The sequence below is a fragment of the Lentimicrobiaceae bacterium genome (genome assembly GCA_020636745.1).
Lineage (GTDB): Bacteria > Bacteroidota > Bacteroidia > Bacteroidales > Lentimicrobiaceae > Lentimicrobium.
On record JACJXH010000003.1, the window covers coordinates 129665 to 150488 of the forward strand.

Genomic DNA, 20824 nt, shown 5'->3' on the forward strand with positions numbered 1-20824 from the left:
TATTTAATCTGCAACCTAAAGCAAAAAACCTATGAGAATATTAGTCTGTATCAGTAATGTGCCGGATACTACAACAAAAGTGAAATTTGTAGATGAGTTTACCAAACTGGATGTTGCTGGCATTCAGTGGGTCATTAATCCATGGGATGAGCTGGCGCTTACCAGGGCGCTTGAACTAAAGGATGATGCATCAAATGGGGTTCAATCTGTGACGGTTGCCCATGTGGGTCTTGTAACATCAGAGCCAACAATTCGCAAAGCTCTGGCTATTGGAGCAGATGATGCCATTCGCATTAACATGGAGGCAGGCGATGCTTTTTCAGTGGCCTCTCAATTGGCCGAAGTTTTAAAAACTGAGAAATTTGACATTATTCTGACAGGTATTGAGTCAAGTGACCATAACGGTTCAACTGTTGGAGGAATGTTGGCAGAGTTAATAGATAGCCCTTCAGTTACATGCGTTTCATCACTTAAAGTAGAAGGTGATACAATATCGGTTTCGCGCGAAATTGATGGTGGAAAGGAAAATCTTTCTATTCCGGCGCCTTTTGTAGCTGTTGTTCAAAAAGGAATTGCCAAAGAGCCTAAAATTGCAGCTATGCGTGGAATTATGGCTGCCCGGACAAAACCCATTAAAATTTTTGAACCAGTAGCCATTGAAAGCTATACACAAGTCCTGAGTTATGAAATGCCTGCTCCCAGAGCCGCCTGTAAATTTGTTGATGCAGATAATGCTGCTCAGTTAATTGATTTGCTTCAGAACGAAGCCAGGGTTTTTTAGTCAATTTAATCTTAACGATAAAAAGAAATATCATATGGCAGTAATAGTTTTCCTCGAAAATTGGGATGGCAAATTCAAAAAACTTTCTTTTGAACTGGTTTCCTACGCATCAAAAGTGGCAGAAATGATGAATGTTTCTGCAATTGCTGTTTCTATTGGTAATGTTGAAACTGATGAACTCAGTAAACTTGCCGCTTATGGAGCATCTAAAATTGTAAGCATTGAAAATAGCGCATTCAATACGCTTGACGACCAGGTTTATACCCGTTTGATTGCAGACGTGGCACAAAAATATGAAGCCAGTGTTATTGTCCTGTCAAATAATAATACCGGAAAGGCAATAGCGCCCAGGCTTTCTGTCAGGTTAAAAGCCGGAATTGCATCAGGAGTCAGCAAACTGCCCCTTTCAGTCAACCCTTTTGTGGTTTACAAAAAGGTATTTTCAGGAAAGGCATTTGCTCATGTTGAAATTAAAACAGCATCAAAAATCCTTACTCTTGCTCAAAATTCCTTTGAGGTTTTGGAGTTGCCTAAACCTGTGGATATTGAAAAATCAGATATTCAGCCTGATACATCTCTTTTTAAAACTACCGTTAATGAAGTTCAAAAGCAAACAGGAAAAATATTGTTGACGGATGCTGATATTGTAGTTTCGGGTGGTCGCGGGATGCGTTCAGCAGATAACTGGGCACCCTTGCTCGAAATGGCAGAATTGCTGGGCGCTGCTACAGCCTGTTCGCGCCCTGTTTCAGATGAAGGCTGGCGCCCTCACGAAGAACACACTGGTCAAACCGGAAAAATTATTGCACCAAACCTCTATTTCGCAATAGGAATTTCAGGAGCTATTCAGCACCTGGCAGGCATCAGCTCTTCCAAATACATTGTGGCCATCAACACTGATAAGGATGCTCCGATTTTTGAAGCTGCTCAGTATGGCATTGTGGGTGATGCTGCTAAAGTTTTGCCTAAACTTGTTGATCGGTTGAAGGAAATCAGAAAATAAAGTATTACAAGACTGGCCGGCCATAATCTGATACCGCCCGGCCAGCCTTAAATTCATACTGTAAACACATTGATTATGGTCAAACAGCTTGTATTTGCCTTGGCGCTCCTCATTACTTTGGGGATCTTTTCATTCACAGTGTTGCGTCTGATAAGCTTTTTCAGATTTACAAAAGCCAATTTTCCCATCAGGGATTTGGGCAAACGGTTTATGGTCATGATTAAAGTAGCCATTGGACAAACCAAAATCTTTCGCCATCCGGTGATGGGTTTTTTCCATGCACTGGTTTTCTGGGGGTTTTGTGTAATCATTTTTGGCAGCATTGAAATGGTCATTGACGGGCTTTTTGGTATTGAGCGTTCATTAAAAGTACTAGGCGGCTTTCATCATTTCATCATGGCCTCGGGCGATGTTTTTGCCTTGCTGGTGGCCATATCTATTGTGATCTTTCTCATCCGGCGACTTTTTATGCATATCAGCCGTTTTGAAGGCACTGAAATGAAGAAAATTTCACATCAGGACGCCAATCTGGCTTTATCCATGATTTTGTTGCTGATGCTTTCGCTCATGGGGATGAATGCATCGTATGTGCAAATGCAGTTGGTAAAAGGTGAAACTATTGAAGGGTTTTATCCGATAGGGTGGATGCTTGCTCCTGTTTTTAGTCAACTGTCATCACAGGGATTGCATTTCACTTATGAATTTTTCTGGTGGTCGCATATCCTCCTGATATTCATTTTTGCCAATATTCTGCCTTATTCAAAGCATTTTCATGTATTCATGTCAGTGCCGAATACATTTCTTTCAAGGCTTGAACCTTTGGGAAAATTGCCCAATATGGATGATATTACCCGTGAAGTGAGGTTGATGCTTGATCCGAATGCTACTTTTGAGGCGCCTGTTAATGAAGCTCCAGTGGGGCGGTTTGGAGTGAAGGATGTTGAGGATGTTTCATGGAAAAACTACTTTGATTCATTGTCTTGCACCGAGTGCGGCAGATGTACTGCTGTTTGTCCGGCCAACACAACCGGTAAAATGTTGTCGCCGCGAAAAATCTTGATGGATTTACGTGCCAGAATGAAAGAAAAAGGGCCTCTGATGGTTAAAAATGGGCGTGAATTTTCAGATAACAAAGCTTTGTTGCGCGATTATATCTCAGAAACAGAATTATGGGCCTGCACTACTTGTAATGCCTGTGCCCAGGAATGTCCCGTTAACATCAATCATCCCACTCTGATTGTTGATATGCGGCGCTTCCTGGTTATGGAGGAAAGCAGTGCACCCACAGGTTTGAAAACCATGTTTGCCAATATTGAAAACAATGGAGCTCCCTGGCAATACTCGCCCGAAGACCGGTTGCTTTGGGCCGAAAACCTTGAAATTAACATACCCTGATAATTAACTGCCAATGGAAACAAAAAAAATAGAAATCCCGGTAATGGCTGATTTATTCGCCAAAGGAGAACAACCTGAATATCTTTTTTGGGTAGGATGTGCCGGAGCTTTCGACGACCGATATAAAAAGGTTACACGTGCTTTTGCAAAGATTCTGAACTATCTGGATGTTAATTATGCAGTATTGGGAAAAGAGGAGTCATGCACGGGTGACCCCGCCCGGAGAGCCGGCAATGAAATGCTGTATCAGATGCAGGCATTGCAGAATATCGCGATTCTCAGTAGTTATAATGTAAAGAAAATCATCACTATCTGCCCGCATTGCTTTAATATTTTTAAAAATGAATATCCTGACCTGGGCGGTAATTATGAGGTAATCAATTATTTACAGTTTCTCGACAAATTCATTGAGAATGGCCAAATTGAGCTCAATCATGAGCTGCTTAAGAATGTTAGTATCACCTACCACGATCCTTGTTATCTGGGCAGAGGGAATGATATTTATGCTGAACCCCGGAGTATCCTGAAAAAACTTACAGATAATTTTATTGAGCTCGGGCGAAACAAAAGCTATTCTTATTGTTGTGGTGCCGGAGGAGCTCAGATGTTTAAAGAAGCTGAACCGGGAAATAAAGAGGTTTTTATTGAACGCACCGAAGAGATTTTAAAAAGTAAAGCCGAAATTGTTGCCACAGCCTGTCCATTTTGCATGACCATGCTTACCGACGGATTGAAATATAAAAACAACGAAGAGGTTAAAAATCTCGACATCGCTGAGTTAATTGTGCAGGGTTTGGGATTATAGTTCCCAAATGTTGTATTGGCTGGTTCAATGAAAATTATACAACTGTTTGTTATAAACAAATAGCTGTAGTGTTGTGAAATAAAAGTCAGCATCATCAGCCATTGCACAGATTCTGTCATAACTCTGGTGATATTTGACTGCCGTTAACCGGATGGATAATGTTGTCCGGATGGCATCTTAATAAAAAAATATAAAAAGAACGGTTGTAGAAAAAAACAAACGTGAGTAGCTCAGTTACAGCGACTAACTATCTCACGTATAAGTACATATGTATATTATAACATGTTAAATGGCTTGATAACAGAGCGAGCTGCGAAATATTTTTTGATTTGTACCCTAATATTGTAAATTTGCAGATTGTATGATTGCCCCGAATTGATAACGACACATCAAGAAAAATACTTTTTTTTAAGTCACAAACTGATTTACACTTTATGAATTTTAGAATCATTGTGCTTGCCAAGCAAGTTCCCGATACACGGAATGTTGGTAAAGATGCCATGAAAGCTGATGGCACTGTAAACAGGGCAGCTCTTCCTGCAATTTTTAACCCGGAAGATTTGCACGCTTTGGAACAGGCATTAAGCATTAAGGATAAAATTCCGTATGCTGAAGTTATTGTTTTAACCATGGGCCCGTTCAGGGCAGCCGAGATTATTCGCGAAGCCATGTACCGTGGAGCTGACAGAGGTTATCTGATAACCGACCGGAAATTTGCTGGTTCTGATACACTGGCTACTTCTTATGCCTTGTCGCTGGCTGTTAAAAAACTGGCACCTTACCATTTGGTTATTTCAGGCCGGCAGGCTATTGATGGTGACACTGCGCAGGTAGGGCCTCAAACTGCTGAAAAATTGGGTATTCCTCAAATAACTTATGCTGAGGAAATTATCTCGGTAGATGCCAAGAAAATTATAGTCAAACGCAGGCTTGAAAGGGGAGTTGAAGTTGTTAACTCAACTTTGCCGGCGGCTATTACTGTTCACAGTTCAGCACCGGTTTGTCGCCAGCGTGTAGCTAAATTGCTCATGAAATACAAACATGCGCGTACAGTTACCGAGCTTCAGAATGAAACCAAGGACTATACTGAATTATACACCGACAGGCCATATTTGTCAATAGAAGAATGGACAGCTGACGATTTGAATGCAGAAACAACAATGCTTGGACTTTCCGGTTCTCCAACCAAAGTTAAAAAGATTGAAAATGTTGTTTTTCAGCATAAAGATTCAAAAGTGATAGGCAGTACTGATAAAGAGATTGACGATCTGATGCAGAGCTTAATCAGTACCCATATCATTGGTTAAAAAAAAATTAATAAAATCACTGACTAATTCAGAAATCACGTGAACAACATATTCGTTTATTGCGAAGTTACCGAAGAAGGAGCAATCGCAGATGTAAGCCTTGAACTTCTGTCAAAAGGAAAGAAACTGGCCGAAGATCTGAACGTAAAACTGGAGGCTCTGGTAATTGGCCACAATGTGCCCAATCCTGAAGCTCAATTATATCCGTTTGGCGTTGATGTCATTCATTATGCCGACGATGAGAAGCTTTTTCCATACACAACCCTTCCGCATGCATCCATTATTCTGGACTTGTTTGAAAAAGAAAAGCCTGAAATTGCCCTTTTTGGTGCCACCAGCATTGGACGCGATTTAGCGCCCAGAGTGGCCTCGGCCTTGCGTTGCGGGTTAACTGCAGATTGCACAAGCCTTGAAATAGGCGACCATTTTGAAAATAAAACCCAAACAGAATATAAAAATCTGCTTTACCAGATTAGGCCTGCTTTTGGTGGAAATATTATAGCTACAATCATCAATCCTGAAACACGCCCGCAAATGGCAACTGTTCGTGAAGGAGTGATGAAAAAAGAAGTTTTCTCGGCCAAATTTAAAGGCAAACTCAAAAAAATTGACACCAAAAAAATCCTGAAAGATGATGATTTTGCTGTGACGATTATTGAACGTCATATGGAAAAAAGCAAAATTGACATTAAGAATTCACAGGTAATTATTTCGGGTGGTTATGGCGTGGGCTCACGCGAAAATTTCAACCTGCTTTTTGAACTGGCAGAAGTACTGGGTGCTCAGGTTGGTGCCTCAAGAGCAGCTGTTGATGCCGGATTTGTTGAACACGAGCGTCAGATTGGGCAAACCGGGGTAACGGTTCGTCCCAAACTTTATATTGCCTGCGGAATTTCGGGCGCTGTGCAGCATAGGGCGGGCATGGATCAGTCGGCTCAGATTATCTCTATCAACACCGATGTGCATGCACCTATCAATCAAATTGCTGATTACACCATTATTGGCAGTGTGGCTGATGTAATTCCAAAAATGATTAAATTTTACAAGAAAAATTCGAAGTAAATCATCCGAAAGCAATGGAAAATTTCTATACCGACAATCCCAATCTGAGGTTTCATCTGACCCATCCATTGATGGAGAAAATTGTGAAACTTAAGGAATCTGATTATTCCGAAAAAGAAAAATACGATTTTGCCCCTCTCGATTTTGAAGATGCTATCGATAATTACGATAAAGTAATGGAGATTATCGGTGAAATCAGTGGCGAAATCATTGGTCCTAATGCTGAATCAGTTGACAAGGAAGGGCCTGAACTTATTGATAATGAGGTAAAGTATGCAAGAGGAACCCAGCAAAATCATGATGCTATGGTTAAAGCCGGCTTGATTGGCTTTACACTTCCACGTGAATATGATGGGTTAAATATGCCCATTGTGCCTTATGTAATGTCAGGTGAAGTGGTGTCGCGTGCTGATGCTGGTTTTGCCAATATCTGGGGCCTTCAGGATTGTGCTGAAACCATTCATGAATTTGCTTCTGATGAAATCAAAGCTGAGTTTTTACCCCGTTTTCATAAAGGGGCAACTGCTGCCATGGATCTCACTGAACCGGATGCAGGTTCTGACTTACAGGCTGTTCAGCTGAAAGCTACCTACGATAGCAGAAGCCACAGATGGTTACTCGACGGGGTTAAACGCTTTATTACCAATGGAGATGCTGATATTTCGCTGGTACTGGCGCGCTCTGAAGAAGGTACTTCTGATGCCCGCGGTCTTTCTCTGTTTGTTTATGACCGTGCTGATAAAGCTGTGACCGTTAGGCGTATTGAAAATAAACTCGGTATCAAAGGGTCTCCAACCTGTGAACTCGTTTTTCGCAATGCACCGGCCAAGTTAATTGGCGATACTAAAATGGGGCTTATCAAATATGTCATGTCATTGATGAACTCTGCCCGCTTAGGTGTTGGTTCGCAGTCGGTGGGTATTGCCGAAGCAGCTTACCGCGAAGCATACAAATATGCCACTGAACGTGAACAGTTTGGTAAAGCTATTATTCAGTATCCTGCTGTATATGAAATGCTTACCAATATGAGAGTGAAGATTGATGCCATGCGCACCTTGCTGTATGAAACTGCCAGATATGTTGATTTATACAAGGCTTATGGTTTTGCTTCCAAAGAAAGAAAACTGGAACCTGAAGAAAGGCAGGAAGCCAAAGTTTATCAGAAACTGGCCGACATCTTTACACCGCTCTTAAAACTTTATTCAAGCGAAGGTTGTAACCAGATTGCTTATGATGCCATTCAAATTTTTGGCGGTACCGGTTACATGAAGGATTTTCCGATTGAACGTATTTATCGCGATGCGCGTATTACCACCATTTACGAAGGCACTTCACAACTCCAGGTTGTAGCTGCTATCCGTGGTGTGGGTAGCGGAGCTTATTTAAATGCAATGCATGAACGCGAAAAACTCCCTGTGAAACCTGAACTTGAATATCTCAGGGCTACTTTGGTTAAAATGACTGAACAATATGCTAAAACTGTAGAAAAAGTTACAGATTTCAATGATAATGAATTCATTGATTTTCATGCCAGACGTTTGGTCGAAATGGCCGGGAATGTCTTAATTGGCTATCTGTTACTTTTCGATGCCAACCGTGATGAAGTTTATGCAAAATCTGCCGATATTTTTATCAGAAAAGGCCGGGCTGAGAATATTGCGGCTGTTAGTTTTATCAATAATTGTCATCCCAAAGATGTGAACGACTTCAAGCTTTCATAATATTCTATTCTGTAATTTACAGATAATCAATGAAAAGGAACGCCAGACCTGGCGTTCCTTTTTTATTTTTACAGATTTAAAACTTTTAAATAAAAATTTTATCAACATATATAATTCCGGGTTATGCTATTTTGTAAATTTCAAGCGATTTTCAACTACTGAAAACCTGAAGCGTTTGATTTGTTTCAATTTGCCTGATATGTGTTGCTTCGTCAGTAAGAAAATAGCTTGCCATTAAATACCCCGGATGAATACTGAAATGTAGTTAATTACAATCATACAAACCGATAACAGACGATGGAAAACAGAAAAGTATTAAAAAGTGGCGAGTTTCTTGTTGACACAGTTGAAGCAAGAGATGTATTTATTCCTGAAGAATTTGACGATGAGCAGGTGATGATCGCTCAAACTTGTCAGGATTTTCTCGATACAGAGGTTTATCCCGTGATGGATAAAATAGATAGTCCTGATATTCAGTTGATGAAAACTACGCTGCAGAAATCGGGCGAACTGGGTTTGATGGGCATTGCTTTGCCTGAAGAATACGGTGGCTTTGGCCAGTCATTTGTAACACAAATGCTTGCTGCTGAAAAAATTGGAGCCGGATATTCGTTTTCGGTTGCTTTTATGGCGCATTGTGGAATTGGTACACTGCCTATTGCTTATTACGGAAATGATACTCAGCGCGAAAAGTATGTAACAAGGCTGGCAACCGGCGAATTACTGGGCGCTTACTGTTTAACTGAACCTGGTGCAGGTAGTGATGCTAATGCTGGCAAAACCAATGCCCGGCTCTCTGATGATGGCACTCACTATATTTTAAACGGTCAGAAGATGTGGATTACCAATGCCGGTTTTGCTGATGTTCAGACTGTTTTTGCAAAAGTTGGCAATGACAGAATTCTGAGTGCTTTTATTGTTGAAAAGGATATGCCGGGGGTTGTAGTAGCACCTGATGAAAAAAAGATGGGTATCAAAGGTTCATCTACGGCACAGATATTTTACAATGATGTGAAGGTGCCTGTTGAAAATATGATTGGATCGCAGGGTGAAGGCTTCAGAATTGCCTTAAGCATTCTTCACATGGGTCGTATTAAACTGGGCGCAAACGTTTTGGGTGCTGCCAAGAAAGCCATCAACGATTCTGTTCAGTATGCCAATGAGCGCAAACAATTTTGTGTACTCATTTCTTCTTTCGGTGCCATCAAACATAAGCTGGCGCAGCAGGCCATTATTACTTTTGCTGCTGAATCAGCCGTTTATCGCGTAAGCAAGGATATTGATGATTTGATTGAGAAAAATAAAAAAGCCGGACTTGACCGGGGGCGGGCTACTATTGAGGGCATCAGTCATTATGCTGTTGAAGCTGCCATTCTGAAAGTTTACGGATCGGAAGCGCTTGATTTTGTTATTGATGAAGCAGTTCAGATACATGGCGGAATGGGCTACTCTGCTGAAATGGATGTAGAACGTGGATACAGAGATTCGCGCATTAACCGCATTTTTGAAGGAACAAATGAAATTAACCGTCTTTTGATTGCCGATACTGCCATCAAACGTGCACAGAAAGGTGAATTTGACCTCTTTGGCCCGGCTGAATCGTTGTACAATAATCTTGATATCATTTCATCAGGGAAAAATGGTGAAGAGTGTTATTTTGCAGAAAAACGCAGGTATATCTCTAACTTCAAAAAAACTATTCTGTTGGCTATTCATGGTGCTACCAGACATTTTGATAAAAAACTGGTCAAAGAGCAGGAGGTAATGAATAACATTTCAGAAATGATCATGCAGACGTATATTGCCGAATCATTGGCCCTGAGGATAGAAAAACTTAATGACCTGAGAGGAAGCGCTGAATTATACCGCGATATGCTGGATGTGTATGTGTATGATGCCGCTGATTTGATTCGGAAATCGGCCAGAGATGCCGTAAACTCATTTGCAGAAGCAGCGTTATCTGAAAAGCTGAATGCTGCCATTGAAGCACTTACGCAAGTGGCTGGTATCAATGTGAAGGAAGCCCGCAGGCGCATTGCCGACAAACTGATTGAAGACAATGCTTATAAATTCTAAATTTTTGTTTGTTTTGAAGAAAATAATGTAATTTTACAGGAATCAATCCTTAATCACTATTTGCATCAGAGGCCGGCTTCATAAAGCCGGCCTCTTGATTTACAAACAGGTATTTCTTTAAAATATTTTCGGAAATTTTTGCGGTGCATATTCATGCATGATGTTGTACACAGCATCAAAAACATCTTCAGCATTAGGATTTGAAAAATAATCGCCGTCGGTGCTGTAGGCTGCACGGTGTGCTTTGGCAGTGATGGTTGTGGGAGCGGCATCAAGGTATTTGTAACCTTCCTGTTCTTCCATCACTTTTTGCAGCATATAGGCTGTTGCTCCTCCGGGAACATCTTCATCAAAGAATACAATTTTATTGGTTTTCTTTAATGATTTTACGATGTCGTGATGAATATCGAAAGGAATAAGTGATTGAACATCAATTAATTCTGCAGAAATGCCAAAGTTTTCCAATTGGTCAACGGCGTCTTCGGCAATTCTCACGCATGAGCCGTATGTAACAATTGTAACATCTGTACCGCCACGAATAATTTCAGGAATACCGGGCTTCATTTTGAATTCTCCAAGGTTTGACGGACGTTTTTCGCGAAGACGGTAAGCATTCAGCGGCTCAATAATGATAGCTGGTTCATCTGATGCCATCATGGTATTATAAAAACCTGCAGCCTGCGTCATATTGCGTGGCACAAGCACCATAACACCTCTTACTGAGTTGATGACCATACTTAAGGGAGAGCCTGAGTGCCAGATACCTTCGAGCCTGTGACCACGTGTGCTGATAATCATTGGCGCTTTTTGTCCTCCTTTGGTTCTATACTGCAAAGTAGCCAGGTCGTCACTTATCACCTGCAGCCCATATAACAAGTAGTCGAAGTATTGAATTTCGGCAATGGGTCTGAATCCACGCATGGCAAGACCAATTCCCTGACCAATGATGGTAGCTTCGCGTATTCCTGTATCAAATATTCTGGTTTCACCATATTTTTCCTGTAAACCTTCCCATGTTTGATTTACGCCGCCAATTTTTCCAACATCTTCACCAAATACAACCATTTGAGGGTTTTGCTGCATCAGGATGTCGAAATTATCTCTCAGTATTTCACGGCCGGGAACCATCACTGATTTTTCGTCGTAAACAGGCGCTACAGATGATAAGTTATCAATAGATAGTTCGGAATTGCTGTAAAGAAAGGAATTGTACCGATCGGCATTTTTAGCCATTTGCTCATTCAGCCACGCCGAAACATTTATTTTAAGTGAATTTTCAGGGTTGCTGCAAGCATCGCAAATGAGGCGTAATATTTTACGGGCCGATGAAATAATATCCTTTCTGATGGGTTCAGCTATCAGTTTCAGATCTTCTTTGATGCTTTCAATTTTTAACGTTTTTGCACAATTGCAGGTGGTCACATCGGCCATTTTCAAGAAATTGTCGCGTTCGGCCTTGATAGGGTTCAGATAATTTTCCCAGGCTGATTTTCTCGCCTGTTTTACGCGTACAATTGCATTTTGTTCAATATGTTCAATTTCATTTTCATCAGCAATCTGCGAATCTAACATCCATTGACGCATTTTAGCTATACCGTCAAATTCTTTTTCCCAGTCGAGGCGTTCTTTTGATTTATAGCGTTCATGCGAACCACTTGTTGAATGCCCCTGGGGCTGGGTGAGTTCGTGAATATGAAACAAAACAGGGACATGTTCATTCCGGCAAATTTCAACGCCTTTGCGATAGGTTTCAATCAGGGTGGGGTAGTCCCAGCCTTTTGCCTTGTATATGCGGTATCCCGGATTATTTTCATCAGCTTCAAATCCTTTCAGAACCTCCGAGATATTTTGCTTGGTGGTTTGATACTTGTTGGGTACAGAAATACCCCAGCCATCATCCCACACCGAAATGGCCATTGGTACCTGAAGTACACCGGCTGCATTGATGGTTTCAAAAAAATGGCCTTCAGAAGTAGAAGCATCGCCAATGGTACCAAAAGCAACTTCATTGCCACTGACCGAAAAGCCATGGCTTATTTCAGCATTTTCTGTTTTACGGTATAGTTTTGAGGCAAGGGCAAGTCCGAGCAAACGAGGCATCTGGCCTGCAGTAGGCGAAATATCTGCCGAGCTGTTTTTTTGAAGGGTTAATTTTTTCCAGTGTCCATGATTATCAAGGCTTCTGGTGGCAAAATGATTATTCATTACCCTTCCGGCTGTGCCCGGATTAATGCGGGTATCTGTGTCTCCGTATATTTGTGCAAAAAACTCTTCCAGCGTCATCATGCCTGATGCCATCATAAAGGTTTGATCGCGGTAATATCCTGAGCGCCAGTCGCCATTCTTAAAAACCCGGGCCATGGCAAGCTGAGGAATTTCTTTTCCGTCGCCAAAAATGCCAAACTTTCCTTTGCCTGTCAGCACTTCGCGTCTGCCGAGCAAGCTTGCCTGACGGCTTTCAAAAGCAATTCTGTAATCATTAAGTATTTCTTCTTTGCTTAGCTTTATAGATTTAAAAATAGAAGATGCTTGTGTTAAAGATTTTGTGGTCATGAAGTTGAAAATTTTATAGTAATACAAAGCCGGAATAGCTCTTACTGTTAACAAATATCAGGAATATTGGTTCAGCTTAAACCTTGAATCAACAAATTATTTGAGATTAGCTTTCCATACTAAACCGCAGGAATGAAGGCGCCGGGCTATGAGATAATGAGGTGTTTCTGTCAGGTATTCTTTGGTGATGCCGCATTGCAGAATCAGGTCGTCAATATCTGTGTCGGTGTTGCAGTTGTATCTGTTGCTGATGACTTCGCGTGAGATAATGGCCAGCAATTGTTCTCTTAAAGCATCTTTAGCTCTGATTTCAGCCATTTTTTTCAGTTCTTTGGCCTCTTTGCTAAAAGCATTGTAAAGCATGGTGAAAGGACCGGGCAATAATAAGCCGCCATCAGGATTTTCGAATTTTCTTCTGAACGGCATATCGGGCATCATTAACCTTTTTTGTAGTGCTTCTTCAGGCAACCTCAGCGTTATAAATTCCTGCCTGAACTCCCGGTAGGTCAGCGGATATGGCTTAATTACGGCTTCATTTAATATGAGGGTGTCTGATAAAAGAGTAATATTCAGACTATACGTTTGTGCAGTCAGGCCTTCGGGAATTTGCATAAAGTAAGGTTTGTAACCTACCATACTCACTTTAAGCGAGTCATTGGCCGCAAGCACCAGAAAAAAATGAGCATCGGCATCGGTGAAAGTGCCATATTGCCGGGTTTTGTTTAGTGCATGTGCACCTACAAGTTTTTCACCTCTGAGATTCCACACTGTGCCGCTGATCATAACATATGACTGGGCTTCTGATTTTGAAAATGGTATGATCAGAACCAATAATAGAAAACAAGAGGCCAGCAGTCTCATAATGCTTGATTTTGTTACAAAAGTACAATGATAAACCGGTTGTTTTACTTAATAAATGTTAAAGCCTGCATTCATTTTCAGAAGTCAGAGGGAGCAACAAGTATTGAACAAAAAAAGTAGATGTCTGTTAATTAAACACCTTCATATTTTCTGAATAATATGCAGGGAAATATGTTAACTCAAAACTTAAAAACTTATGAAACAAGTATTTAAATCTCTTAGTTTTATTGTAATCATTGGATTGGCAGCTTCTTGCGGTGGGCCGCAGGGCGAAAAAGCCCAGACTGGTGATGCACAGGAAGTTTCTGTTGCTACCGGTGATGTTTCGCTTAAAGTTGATGTAGCTGCTTCAAATGTGGAATGGACTGGAGCCAAACCCACCGGGCAACATAATGGTACAATCTCTATCAGCGATGGTAGCGTAATGTTAAGCAACGGTGTTGTTGTTGGTGGAAAATTCACCATTGATATGAATTCTATTGTAAACAGTGATTTAACTTCTGAAGAGGATAATGCCAAATTGGTAGGCCATCTTAAATCACCTGATTTTTTTGATGTTGCTAAATATCCAACCGCCGTGTTTGAGATTACCGGAGCAGATGCTGTAAATGGCACTCCAGGTGTTACTCACAATATTACAGGCAATCTTACCATGAAGGATGTAACCAAAAGCATTACTTTCCCTGCCATGGTTAAAATCGAAGACAACAAACTTACTGCCGAAACTCCTGCTTTTGTGATTGATCGTACTCAATGGAACGTTCAGTATGGTTCCAAAACTCTTTTTGATAACCTGAAAGATAAGTTTATCAATGATGAAATTTCGCTCAAGATTAACCTGACTGCCGAAATGTAAAATTTTTGCGACTCTGCAAACAAAGCCATCTCATTTATCAGAGATGGCTTTGTTTTTTTTATCAGCTGAACAGGGTTGAATTAATTCTGCAATAAGCTGTGCGTGGCTAAAGTTTTGTAAATTTTGATTGACAAATCATGATTTTAGCATACTTCTTAAGTTGGCTAATAGTTTTCGGCAAGAATTTCGAAATAGGCCTGAGGGTGCTCACAACCGGGGCAATTCTTTAAAGCCCTTTCACTTTCATAAATTAATCCGCATTTGCGGCAAATCCATTTTACCTTTTTATCACGTTTGAAGGTTTTTCCTTCCTCAATATTTTGAGCCAGCACCTGGTAACGCTCATGATAAAACTGTTTTATCTGTCTGAAAAGTTTGAGTTTGGTAGCAACTTTTTTAAAGCCTTCCTCCCAGGCTATTCTTTCAAATTCTTCAAAAATAACAGATGCTTCGTGTAATTCATTTTCAGAAGATTCGAGCAGACAGTCCAACACACCGCCAATACCTTTGGCACTGACAGGAACACTAACTTCAATGGTGCTGTTTTCCAGAAATTTATACAGGGTTTTGGTATGAGAACGTTTTTGCTCGGCCACTTCCATAAAAATGGCAGCCATTTGCTCATAACCATCTCTTTTAGCTTGTTTGGCAAATATCTCACACTTTCTGATGTTGGCCGATTCAATCATCCAGGCTTTGGCAATGTTGAGTTCTGTTTTACTTCCCGTAAAATTTTCCATGATGAAATGTTTTCTTGATTAACGTAAAATTAAGCAATTTGCAAACGATAAAAAAAAAGCCATCTGAAACAGATGACTCTTCACAGGTCATTGAGAGACTATTTTTCAATCCAGCTAATAATCTTTTCTGACATCGGGCTTTCGCGCGGACTGGCATAATCAACCAGGTGGCCATTTTCATCAATCATAAACTTTTGAAAATTCCAGGATACCTCTGCATCAAATTTCCCGTTTTCCGATTTCTCAGTGAGCCATTTATAAATGGGGTCCTGATCATTTCCCTTAACCGATATTTTTGACATCATAGGGAAAGTAACCCCGTAGTTCGTTTCACAAAATTCTTTGATTTCATCGTTTGTACCGGGTTCCTGACTCAAAAAGTTGTTGGCCGGAAAACCAATAATGACAAAGTTACGGTCCTTGTATTTCCTGTAAAGTTCCTCAAGCTCTTTATACTGAGGTGTGAGGCCGCATTTGGAGGCCGTGTTTACTACCAGCACTTTTTTGCCTTTAAGAGAAGACAGGTCAAAATCTTTGCCTTCTATTGTTTTGGTTTTAAAACTATAAAGCGATTTCTGAGCTACGGAAACTCCTGCAAAAAAAATAATCAGGGCAAATATTATACTTAGTTGTTTCATTTTGTTTTGGGGGTTTTGTTTACGTTTTAAACAAGTTCTGTGAAGCAATGTTCATCAATGCAGATGTAAAAGGAGATTAGATAATGAACTGAAAGATTTACCTTTGTGCCCATGAATCTGATTGCTCAAAAACTGCTGCGTAATTTTAACTATGACGGGCTGCTGCCTGAAGAGAAGCGTACATTTAAACTGCACCTGGGCTACACGGTATTTGATAATTTTGTGGCTGGTGTATTAACGCTGAATGAATTTGTTTTTTTACGGAGTCTGAACGGTTCGTCATATCAGTTGAGTTTCCTTTTTCAGTTTTCGGTGCTGGCTTTTATTTTTCTGATTTTTGTTTCGGAATGGCTGAAGAGGGTTCAGAATAAGCAAAAGCTTATCAGGATTGTTGGCATTGCTACCCGGGCGCCACTTGCCGTTTTGCTGTTCTTTCCCCGTTCAGCAGAGGCCATGAATGCAAACTCGGTTTATCATCTTATTTTTTTACTGCTTTTCTTTATTTATTACCTGGGAAACCCAATCATATTTCCCACCATCAACTTGTTTCTTAAAAACAATTACAGGCACGAAAACTTCGGCCGATTATATAGTTTAGCAACCGTCTACGGTAAAGTTCTGATGCTTGTTACCGCTTTTATTTATGGAATTCTGCTTGATTATGACAAGTATGCCTATACCTGGGTTTTTGCATTGGCAGCAACGGCCGGTGTTGTATCGGTGGTGCTGCTGTCAAGGATTCATTATACCGAAAGTGCGGCAGTAGTCCCTAAAGGCGGTTTTCTGAAATCGGTGCTTGAATCGGCCAAAGGAATGCGTCGTATCATGAAGGATAATACACCCTTCCGTCATTTTGAGCTGGGTTTCCTGTTTTATGGTTTTGCCTTTATGAGCACAGTTACTGTGATGACTATTTTCTTTGAAAAACAGCTGGGACTCAATTATTTTAGTGTGGCAACCTATAAAAATGCCTATAATATAATAGCGTTATTCCTGATTCCGTTTTTCGGACGAATACTTGGTAAAATTGATCCGCGTAAGTTTGCTGCATTTACTTTTGCCTCCATCATGTTTTACCTGCTTAGTCTGGTCTTAACTTTTTATTTTCCTCAACATACGCAAATTGGGAATTTCAAACTGTTTTACAGCATGATTCCTTTTGTATTGTTTCATAGTGTTTTTGCAGCAACCATGTCATTGTTGTGGAGCATTGGCTCGGCCTATTTTTGTAAACCGCACGAAGCGGGCGATTATCAGTCTGTTCACTTGTTTCTGACTGCGACCCGTGCCGTTTTTGCTCCATTGCTTGGTGTTTTGTTTTACGAGCTCTATGGTTTTGTGTTCACTTTTTGTGTGGGAGCTGCCTCCTTGTTTATGGCGATTATCATTATGATTTGGTCTTATAAAAAAGACCAGGTGAAAGTGCTTACGAATCAGGTTCACTAACGAACTGATGATGCTTCAGCTTTTCGCCTGGTCTGCCTATTTATAGTTTATCTATTCTGTAAAATCCCAATGATTGTCTTTCGGAAAGGCATCAGGTGTATTGGCGCCACCCAACTCAATGGAAATCAGTTTCTGTGGAACAGGAAAAGATAAAACTAGCTCGTTTTTTCCATCGCGCCACGATTGAGAAGATGCATGAAAGTCTTGTTTGGTTTTGTTTTCAAAATTGAAGGTTAAATCAATGGGAACCGGAATAACTCCTTTTCTTTCAATGGTAATCTCCAGCTTCTTATTTTTTATTTCAGCATTGGTAATGGCCAAGTCGGGATATCCGTTTTCGAAAAACCATGGGCCGAAATACCAGGTTAGATCTTCACGGGCAATGCGACTGCAGGTATTCATAAAATCATAGGGTGAGGGGTGTTTAAATGCCCATTCAGCAAGAAATGTCTGAAGTGATTGATCAAAGTTTTCCTTGCCCATGGCATCGCCCAGATGATAAAAGGCTGCTGCAGCTCTTGCATAAACATTTTGACGGTATGACACTGTGTTGGCGATTGAATTGGATGAAACGGACATGTTAATATCGTCTTCACGTCCTGCCCATTGTGAATACGAGCGCATATAATTGCGATGAGGATTGGATTCAGGGAAATAGTCCATTTCAATGGCTTTCGGAAGAAATGTGATAAGCCCTTCATCCATCCATCCGTAGCGTGTTTCGTTAAAACCGGCTATAAAAGGAAACCATGAATGCGATATTTCATGTGCGGTTACAAACACTGTAAAAGGACGTTCTGTGGCAGGACCATCATTTACAATCATCGGAAATTCCATTCCTCCGTGTCCGCTAAATACAGTCATTACAGGATATGGGTAAGGAAAACCTGTGATTTCGTCTGACATTCGCTGAATGGTTTTAGCTCCGATGGCTGCAACTTCTTTGAAATCTGTCGCTTTTTCGGGATAAACCGCCTGCACCAGCACTTTTTTTCCACCTTCGGGCTGCACAGTTACTGCATCCCACAGGTAAACAGGGCTTATGCCAAAGGCAAAATCTGTTACATTCTCAGCTTTTATATGCCAGTTTTTTCTGATTGATGGCTTTAAGGCTGACTTTTGTATTAAATCATCCGCAGTAACTATCGCTACAGGTTCGCTGCTTTCGGCGGCTTTGCCGAGTCTTGAGAGTGTTTGTCCGGTGAAAATCTCTTCTTTGTTCTGTAGCTCACCGGTTGACCACATCATATAATGGCCTGGCAACGACATGTTTACATCAAAATTGCCGAAGTCATTATAAAATTCGGCTGAGCCCAGATGCTGGCTGTAATCCCATCCGAAAATATCATCATAAACGGCTATGCGCGGAAACCAATAGGCTATAAAAAATGAAAGTGAGTCGTAGGTGCCTGTTCTTATCTGAGATACAAGTGGATGAACAAGACTCCAGTTGAGCTCAATCTGCACTGAATTCGTGGGCGCAAGTGGCGTTTTGAGCCGTAAAAATACTTCAGTGCCATCCTGTTGCCATAAAGGGGCTGTCATGGTCACTTCATCGCCATTAATTCTGAGGTTATTCATTTCCACGCCACTGGTCAGGTCTGTTTCCTCAATTTGGTATACCCTGTTTATCCCTTTTTTGAATATATCATGGTCAATATTCATGACAATTACTTTTAAAGTATCAGGACTGTTATTGGTGTATTTAATGGTTTCATAACCAGTAAGCAGTCGGGTTTCGGGATCAAACGAAGCTTCAATTTTGTAATCAGCTCTGTTTTGAAAATAGCCCGCTCCGGGCGCTCCCGTTGTACTACGGGTGTTGTTTTTGATGGCACGCTGATATTCGCGTGGCAAATAAATTCCTGTGTTTTGCGCCATCAAGGCTGAACAAACGGATAAAACGCTTAAAAGTGCGGTGAACAGATGTTTTTTCATCATGAAATTGTTTATGGGTATCTATTATTCAATAATTGCGCCATGTTTGTAATGCTCTTTATATCAAATACATAGATGAATGATTATGTGAAAAAACATGTACGTGTCCGAACACCTTGGTGATTAAAACCGAACAGTTGAGCAGTCACAGCACAGGGAATGAAAACAAGGGGGAAGTTCAGAAAGTTGTGTGGGAATTCATGAAACTCCCATGCTACATCTGGTTAGATGGAATATGGGGTTAATCAGATGTTTTTATGTAAATCAGCTGAAAATCAGGTTGTAATATCTGCGTATTCTTCCGGCTAACTCATCAATTGAAATATATTTACTTACCCTGAAGGTTTCTTTTCCATCAAAAAATACTACAATGGTTGGACTGGCAAACACACCGTTAGAGGCTGATAGTTCAGGAAATTGTGCTGAATTTACATAAGAATGGGCCATCTGAGGAAACTCGCTGAGGAGCATTTGTTCAACTTTGGGCCTGAGTGCGACGCAGGGGGCGCAGCTATCGTTATAAAAATAGAGCAGGAGGGCAGGGGTGCTGCTGTTTAACTGATCGAGGGCTGACTGGCTATTTAATTCCGTTTTCATAAAGCTAAATTAGCAGATTCTGTTCAATGTATATCTATAATTGGTCAACTATTTTATTTTTTCGGAAACCCCCATGCCAAACAATGCAAAATCATATTTTACAGGGTCATCAGCATCAAAAGAGCGCAGGTTAGCTGTAAGTTCTTCCACTGCCAGCCAATCATTTTGCTTGCGCTGAAGCAAACCGATTTTACGTGCTATATGACCCACATGAACATCAAGCGGGCAATAGAGTTGAGCTGGAGACAGTGATTTCCATATGCCAAAATCAACACCTTTATGATCATCTCTCACCATCCATCTCAGGAACATATTGAGGCGCTTGGCTGTACTTCCGGCTGCAGGGTTGGCAATGTGCTTGACAGAGCGCGGCAGGTGAGGGCTTTTTAAAAATGTTTCTCTGAAATTTAATATGGCATGAAAGATATGATGCTCTTGCGCCTTAATTCCCGCTGAAAACGCCTCTTCAAGCCCGTTCCCGTTTGTGTATATGTTACGCAGAGATTCTATAAAAAACAGGCAATCGTCACCATTAAAAGTACGGTGCACAAAGCTTGTGAGCCGGCGAAGATCATCAGGGCCGGCATGTAATACAAAATCATGAGGAGCCTGATCCATCAGATTCATTAATCTGTGACCGTTTTTGACAATGGTGTTTCGCTGGCCCCAGGCAATGGTTGCCACTAAAAAACCTGAAATTTCGATGTCTTCGCGTTTCGAAAACAGATGTGGAATGGCAACAGGGTCGGACGGAATAAATTCAGGAGCGTTGAAAAATGCATATTTCTCCTCGAGCAGCGACTTGATATCTCTTGTTTTCATGTAGCAAAGTTAATCTGATTATGAGTTGGAGCCCCGATGTACTGAAAAGTATGATGCATGGTGTTGCATTTTTCTTTGTAAGCTGTAAATCCCGGGTATTTTTGTTTCTCATATCCTGGTGCTATTTGACCCATGGATAGATTTTGCAGCATTTGCCCCCATAAGAAAAGAAACCCGGTAAATATCTCACCGGGTTTCCACATTTACTCACACATTATTTCAT

General features: G+C 41.0%; 18 protein-coding genes. 10 read left to right on the forward strand and 8 right to left on the reverse strand.

Annotation, left to right across the window (positions count from 1 at the left end; translation table 11 throughout):
- Positions 1-31 precede the first annotated feature (31 nt).
- From H6541_05985 to H6541_06020, 8 genes are all read left to right on the forward strand, one after another.
- Positions 32-781: an electron transfer flavoprotein subunit beta/FixA family protein gene (locus H6541_05985; protein MCB9015328.1), complete on the forward strand. Its 750-nt coding sequence runs from the start codon at positions 32-34 to the stop codon at positions 779-781.
- A gap of 34 nt (positions 782-815) precedes the next feature.
- Positions 816-1784, forward strand: a complete 969-nt coding sequence (locus H6541_05990; protein ID MCB9015329.1) for an electron transfer flavoprotein subunit alpha/FixB family protein — start codon at positions 816-818, stop codon at positions 1782-1784.
- Positions 1785-1859: 75 nt separating this feature from the next.
- The gene (locus H6541_05995) at positions 1860-3179 is read left to right on the forward strand and encodes a (Fe-S)-binding protein (protein ID MCB9015330.1); all 1320 of its coding nucleotides are present in this window, start codon (positions 1860-1862) and stop codon (positions 3177-3179) included.
- A 43-nt stretch (positions 3180-3222) separates the two neighbouring features.
- A complete protein-coding gene (locus tag H6541_06000) occupies positions 3223-3984 on the forward strand; it encodes a (Fe-S)-binding protein (GenBank protein ID MCB9015331.1) in 762 nt (253 codons plus the stop codon).
- Positions 3985-4418: 434 nt separating this feature from the next.
- Complete coding sequence (locus H6541_06005; GenBank protein ID MCB9015332.1) at positions 4419-5291, forward strand: electron transfer flavoprotein subunit beta/FixA family protein; 873 nt, start codon at positions 4419-4421, stop codon at positions 5289-5291.
- Between the two features lie 39 nt (positions 5292-5330).
- Positions 5331-6353, forward strand: coding sequence for an electron transfer flavoprotein subunit alpha/FixB family protein (locus H6541_06010; GenBank protein ID MCB9015333.1), 1023 nt, complete (start codon positions 5331-5333; stop codon positions 6351-6353).
- Positions 6354-6367: 14 nt separating this feature from the next.
- The gene (locus H6541_06015; protein MCB9015334.1) at positions 6368-8074 is read left to right on the forward strand and encodes an acyl-CoA dehydrogenase family protein; all 1707 of its coding nucleotides are present in this window, start codon (positions 6368-6370) and stop codon (positions 8072-8074) included.
- A 297-nt stretch (positions 8075-8371) separates the two neighbouring features.
- Positions 8372-10150 carry an acyl-CoA dehydrogenase family protein gene (locus H6541_06020; GenBank protein MCB9015335.1) on the forward strand — a complete coding sequence of 593 codons (1779 nt, stop codon included), beginning with the start codon at positions 8372-8374 and terminating at the stop codon, positions 10148-10150.
- 117 nt (positions 10151-10267) lie between these two features.
- Here the strand turns inward: H6541_06020 and H6541_06025 are convergent, their stop codons facing one another.
- Both H6541_06025 and H6541_06030 read right to left on the reverse strand, forming a co-directional pair.
- On the reverse strand, positions 10268-12703 hold the full coding sequence (locus tag H6541_06025) for a transketolase (GenBank protein MCB9015336.1): 2436 nt from the start codon (positions 12701-12703) through the stop codon (positions 10268-10270).
- A gap of 96 nt (positions 12704-12799) precedes the next feature.
- On the reverse strand, positions 12800-13564 hold the full coding sequence (locus H6541_06030; GenBank protein ID MCB9015337.1) for a carboxypeptidase-like regulatory domain-containing protein: 765 nt from the start codon (positions 13562-13564) through the stop codon (positions 12800-12802).
- 196 nt (positions 13565-13760) lie between these two features.
- Here H6541_06030 and H6541_06035 point away from each other — a divergent pair, with 196 nt between their 5' ends.
- Positions 13761-14420: a YceI family protein gene (locus tag H6541_06035; GenBank protein MCB9015338.1), complete on the forward strand. Its 660-nt coding sequence runs from the start codon at positions 13761-13763 to the stop codon at positions 14418-14420.
- 164 nt (positions 14421-14584) lie between these two features.
- Here the strand turns inward: H6541_06035 and H6541_06040 are convergent, their stop codons facing one another.
- Positions 14585-15160, reverse strand: a complete 576-nt coding sequence (locus H6541_06040) for a rubrerythrin family protein (protein ID MCB9015339.1) — start codon at positions 15158-15160, stop codon at positions 14585-14587.
- Positions 15161-15258: 98 nt separating this feature from the next.
- Positions 15259-15798 carry a glutathione peroxidase gene (locus H6541_06045; protein MCB9015340.1) on the reverse strand — a complete coding sequence of 180 codons (540 nt, stop codon included), beginning with the start codon at positions 15796-15798 and terminating at the stop codon, positions 15259-15261.
- A 111-nt stretch (positions 15799-15909) separates the two neighbouring features.
- Here H6541_06045 and H6541_06050 point away from each other — a divergent pair, with 111 nt between their 5' ends.
- A complete protein-coding gene (locus H6541_06050; GenBank protein MCB9015341.1) occupies positions 15910-17244 on the forward strand; it encodes an MFS transporter in 1335 nt (444 codons plus the stop codon).
- A 51-nt stretch (positions 17245-17295) separates the two neighbouring features.
- Here the strand turns inward: H6541_06050 and H6541_06055 are convergent, their stop codons facing one another.
- From H6541_06055 to H6541_06070, 4 genes are all read right to left on the reverse strand, one after another.
- Positions 17296-19182 carry a M1 family metallopeptidase gene (locus H6541_06055; GenBank protein MCB9015342.1) on the reverse strand — a complete coding sequence of 629 codons (1887 nt, stop codon included), beginning with the start codon at positions 19180-19182 and terminating at the stop codon, positions 17296-17298.
- 264 nt (positions 19183-19446) lie between these two features.
- Positions 19447-19779 carry a thioredoxin family protein gene (locus H6541_06060; GenBank protein MCB9015343.1) on the reverse strand — a complete coding sequence of 111 codons (333 nt, stop codon included), beginning with the start codon at positions 19777-19779 and terminating at the stop codon, positions 19447-19449.
- A gap of 48 nt (positions 19780-19827) precedes the next feature.
- On the reverse strand, positions 19828-20601 hold the full coding sequence (locus H6541_06065) for a TIGR02757 family protein (protein ID MCB9015344.1): 774 nt from the start codon (positions 20599-20601) through the stop codon (positions 19828-19830).
- The gene (locus tag H6541_06070; protein MCB9015345.1) at positions 20598-20804 is read right to left on the reverse strand and encodes a hypothetical protein; all 207 of its coding nucleotides are present in this window, start codon (positions 20802-20804) and stop codon (positions 20598-20600) included. Before H6541_06070 ends, H6541_06065 begins: the two co-directional genes overlap by 4 nt.
- Positions 20805-20824 lie beyond the last annotated feature (20 nt).

What these genes read in the sequence shown, in the direction of transcription:
- H6541_06045 (MCB9015340.1), bottom strand. Translation starts at nt 15,798, where the DNA reads ATGAAACAACTAAGTATAATATTTGCCCTGATTATTTTTTTTGCAGGA.
- H6541_05995 (MCB9015330.1), top strand. Translation starts at nt 1,860, where the DNA reads ATGGTCAAACAGCTTGTATTTGCCTTGGCGCTCCTCATTACTTTGGGG.
- H6541_06025 (MCB9015336.1), bottom strand. Translation starts at nt 12,703, where the DNA reads ATGACCACAAAATCTTTAACACAAGCATCTTCTATTTTTAAATCTATA.
- H6541_05990 (MCB9015329.1), top strand. Translation starts at nt 816, where the DNA reads ATGGCAGTAATAGTTTTCCTCGAAAATTGGGATGGCAAATTCAAAAAA.
- H6541_06000 (MCB9015331.1), top strand. Translation starts at nt 3,223, where the DNA reads ATGGCTGATTTATTCGCCAAAGGAGAACAACCTGAATATCTTTTTTGG.
- H6541_06065 (MCB9015344.1), bottom strand. Translation starts at nt 20,601, where the DNA reads ATGAAAACAAGAGATATCAAGTCGCTGCTCGAGGAGAAATATGCATTT.
- H6541_06035 (MCB9015338.1), top strand. Translation starts at nt 13,761, where the DNA reads ATGAAACAAGTATTTAAATCTCTTAGTTTTATTGTAATCATTGGATTG.
- H6541_06005 (MCB9015332.1), top strand. Translation starts at nt 4,419, where the DNA reads ATGAATTTTAGAATCATTGTGCTTGCCAAGCAAGTTCCCGATACACGG.
- H6541_06055 (MCB9015342.1), bottom strand. Translation starts at nt 19,182, where the DNA reads ATGAAAAAACATCTGTTCACCGCACTTTTAAGCGTTTTATCCGTTTGT.
- H6541_06070 (MCB9015345.1), bottom strand. Translation starts at nt 20,804, where the DNA reads ATGTGGAAACCCGGTGAGATATTTACCGGGTTTCTTTTCTTATGGGGG.
- H6541_06015 (MCB9015334.1), top strand. Translation starts at nt 6,368, where the DNA reads ATGGAAAATTTCTATACCGACAATCCCAATCTGAGGTTTCATCTGACC.
- H6541_05985 (MCB9015328.1), top strand. Translation starts at nt 32, where the DNA reads ATGAGAATATTAGTCTGTATCAGTAATGTGCCGGATACTACAACAAAA.
- H6541_06030 (MCB9015337.1), bottom strand. Translation starts at nt 13,564, where the DNA reads ATGAGACTGCTGGCCTCTTGTTTTCTATTATTGGTTCTGATCATACCA.
- H6541_06020 (MCB9015335.1), top strand. Translation starts at nt 8,372, where the DNA reads ATGGAAAACAGAAAAGTATTAAAAAGTGGCGAGTTTCTTGTTGACACA.
- H6541_06040 (MCB9015339.1), bottom strand. Translation starts at nt 15,160, where the DNA reads ATGGAAAATTTTACGGGAAGTAAAACAGAACTCAACATTGCCAAAGCC.
- H6541_06060 (MCB9015343.1), bottom strand. Translation starts at nt 19,779, where the DNA reads ATGAAAACGGAATTAAATAGCCAGTCAGCCCTCGATCAGTTAAACAGC.
- H6541_06050 (MCB9015341.1), top strand. Translation starts at nt 15,910, where the DNA reads ATGAATCTGATTGCTCAAAAACTGCTGCGTAATTTTAACTATGACGGG.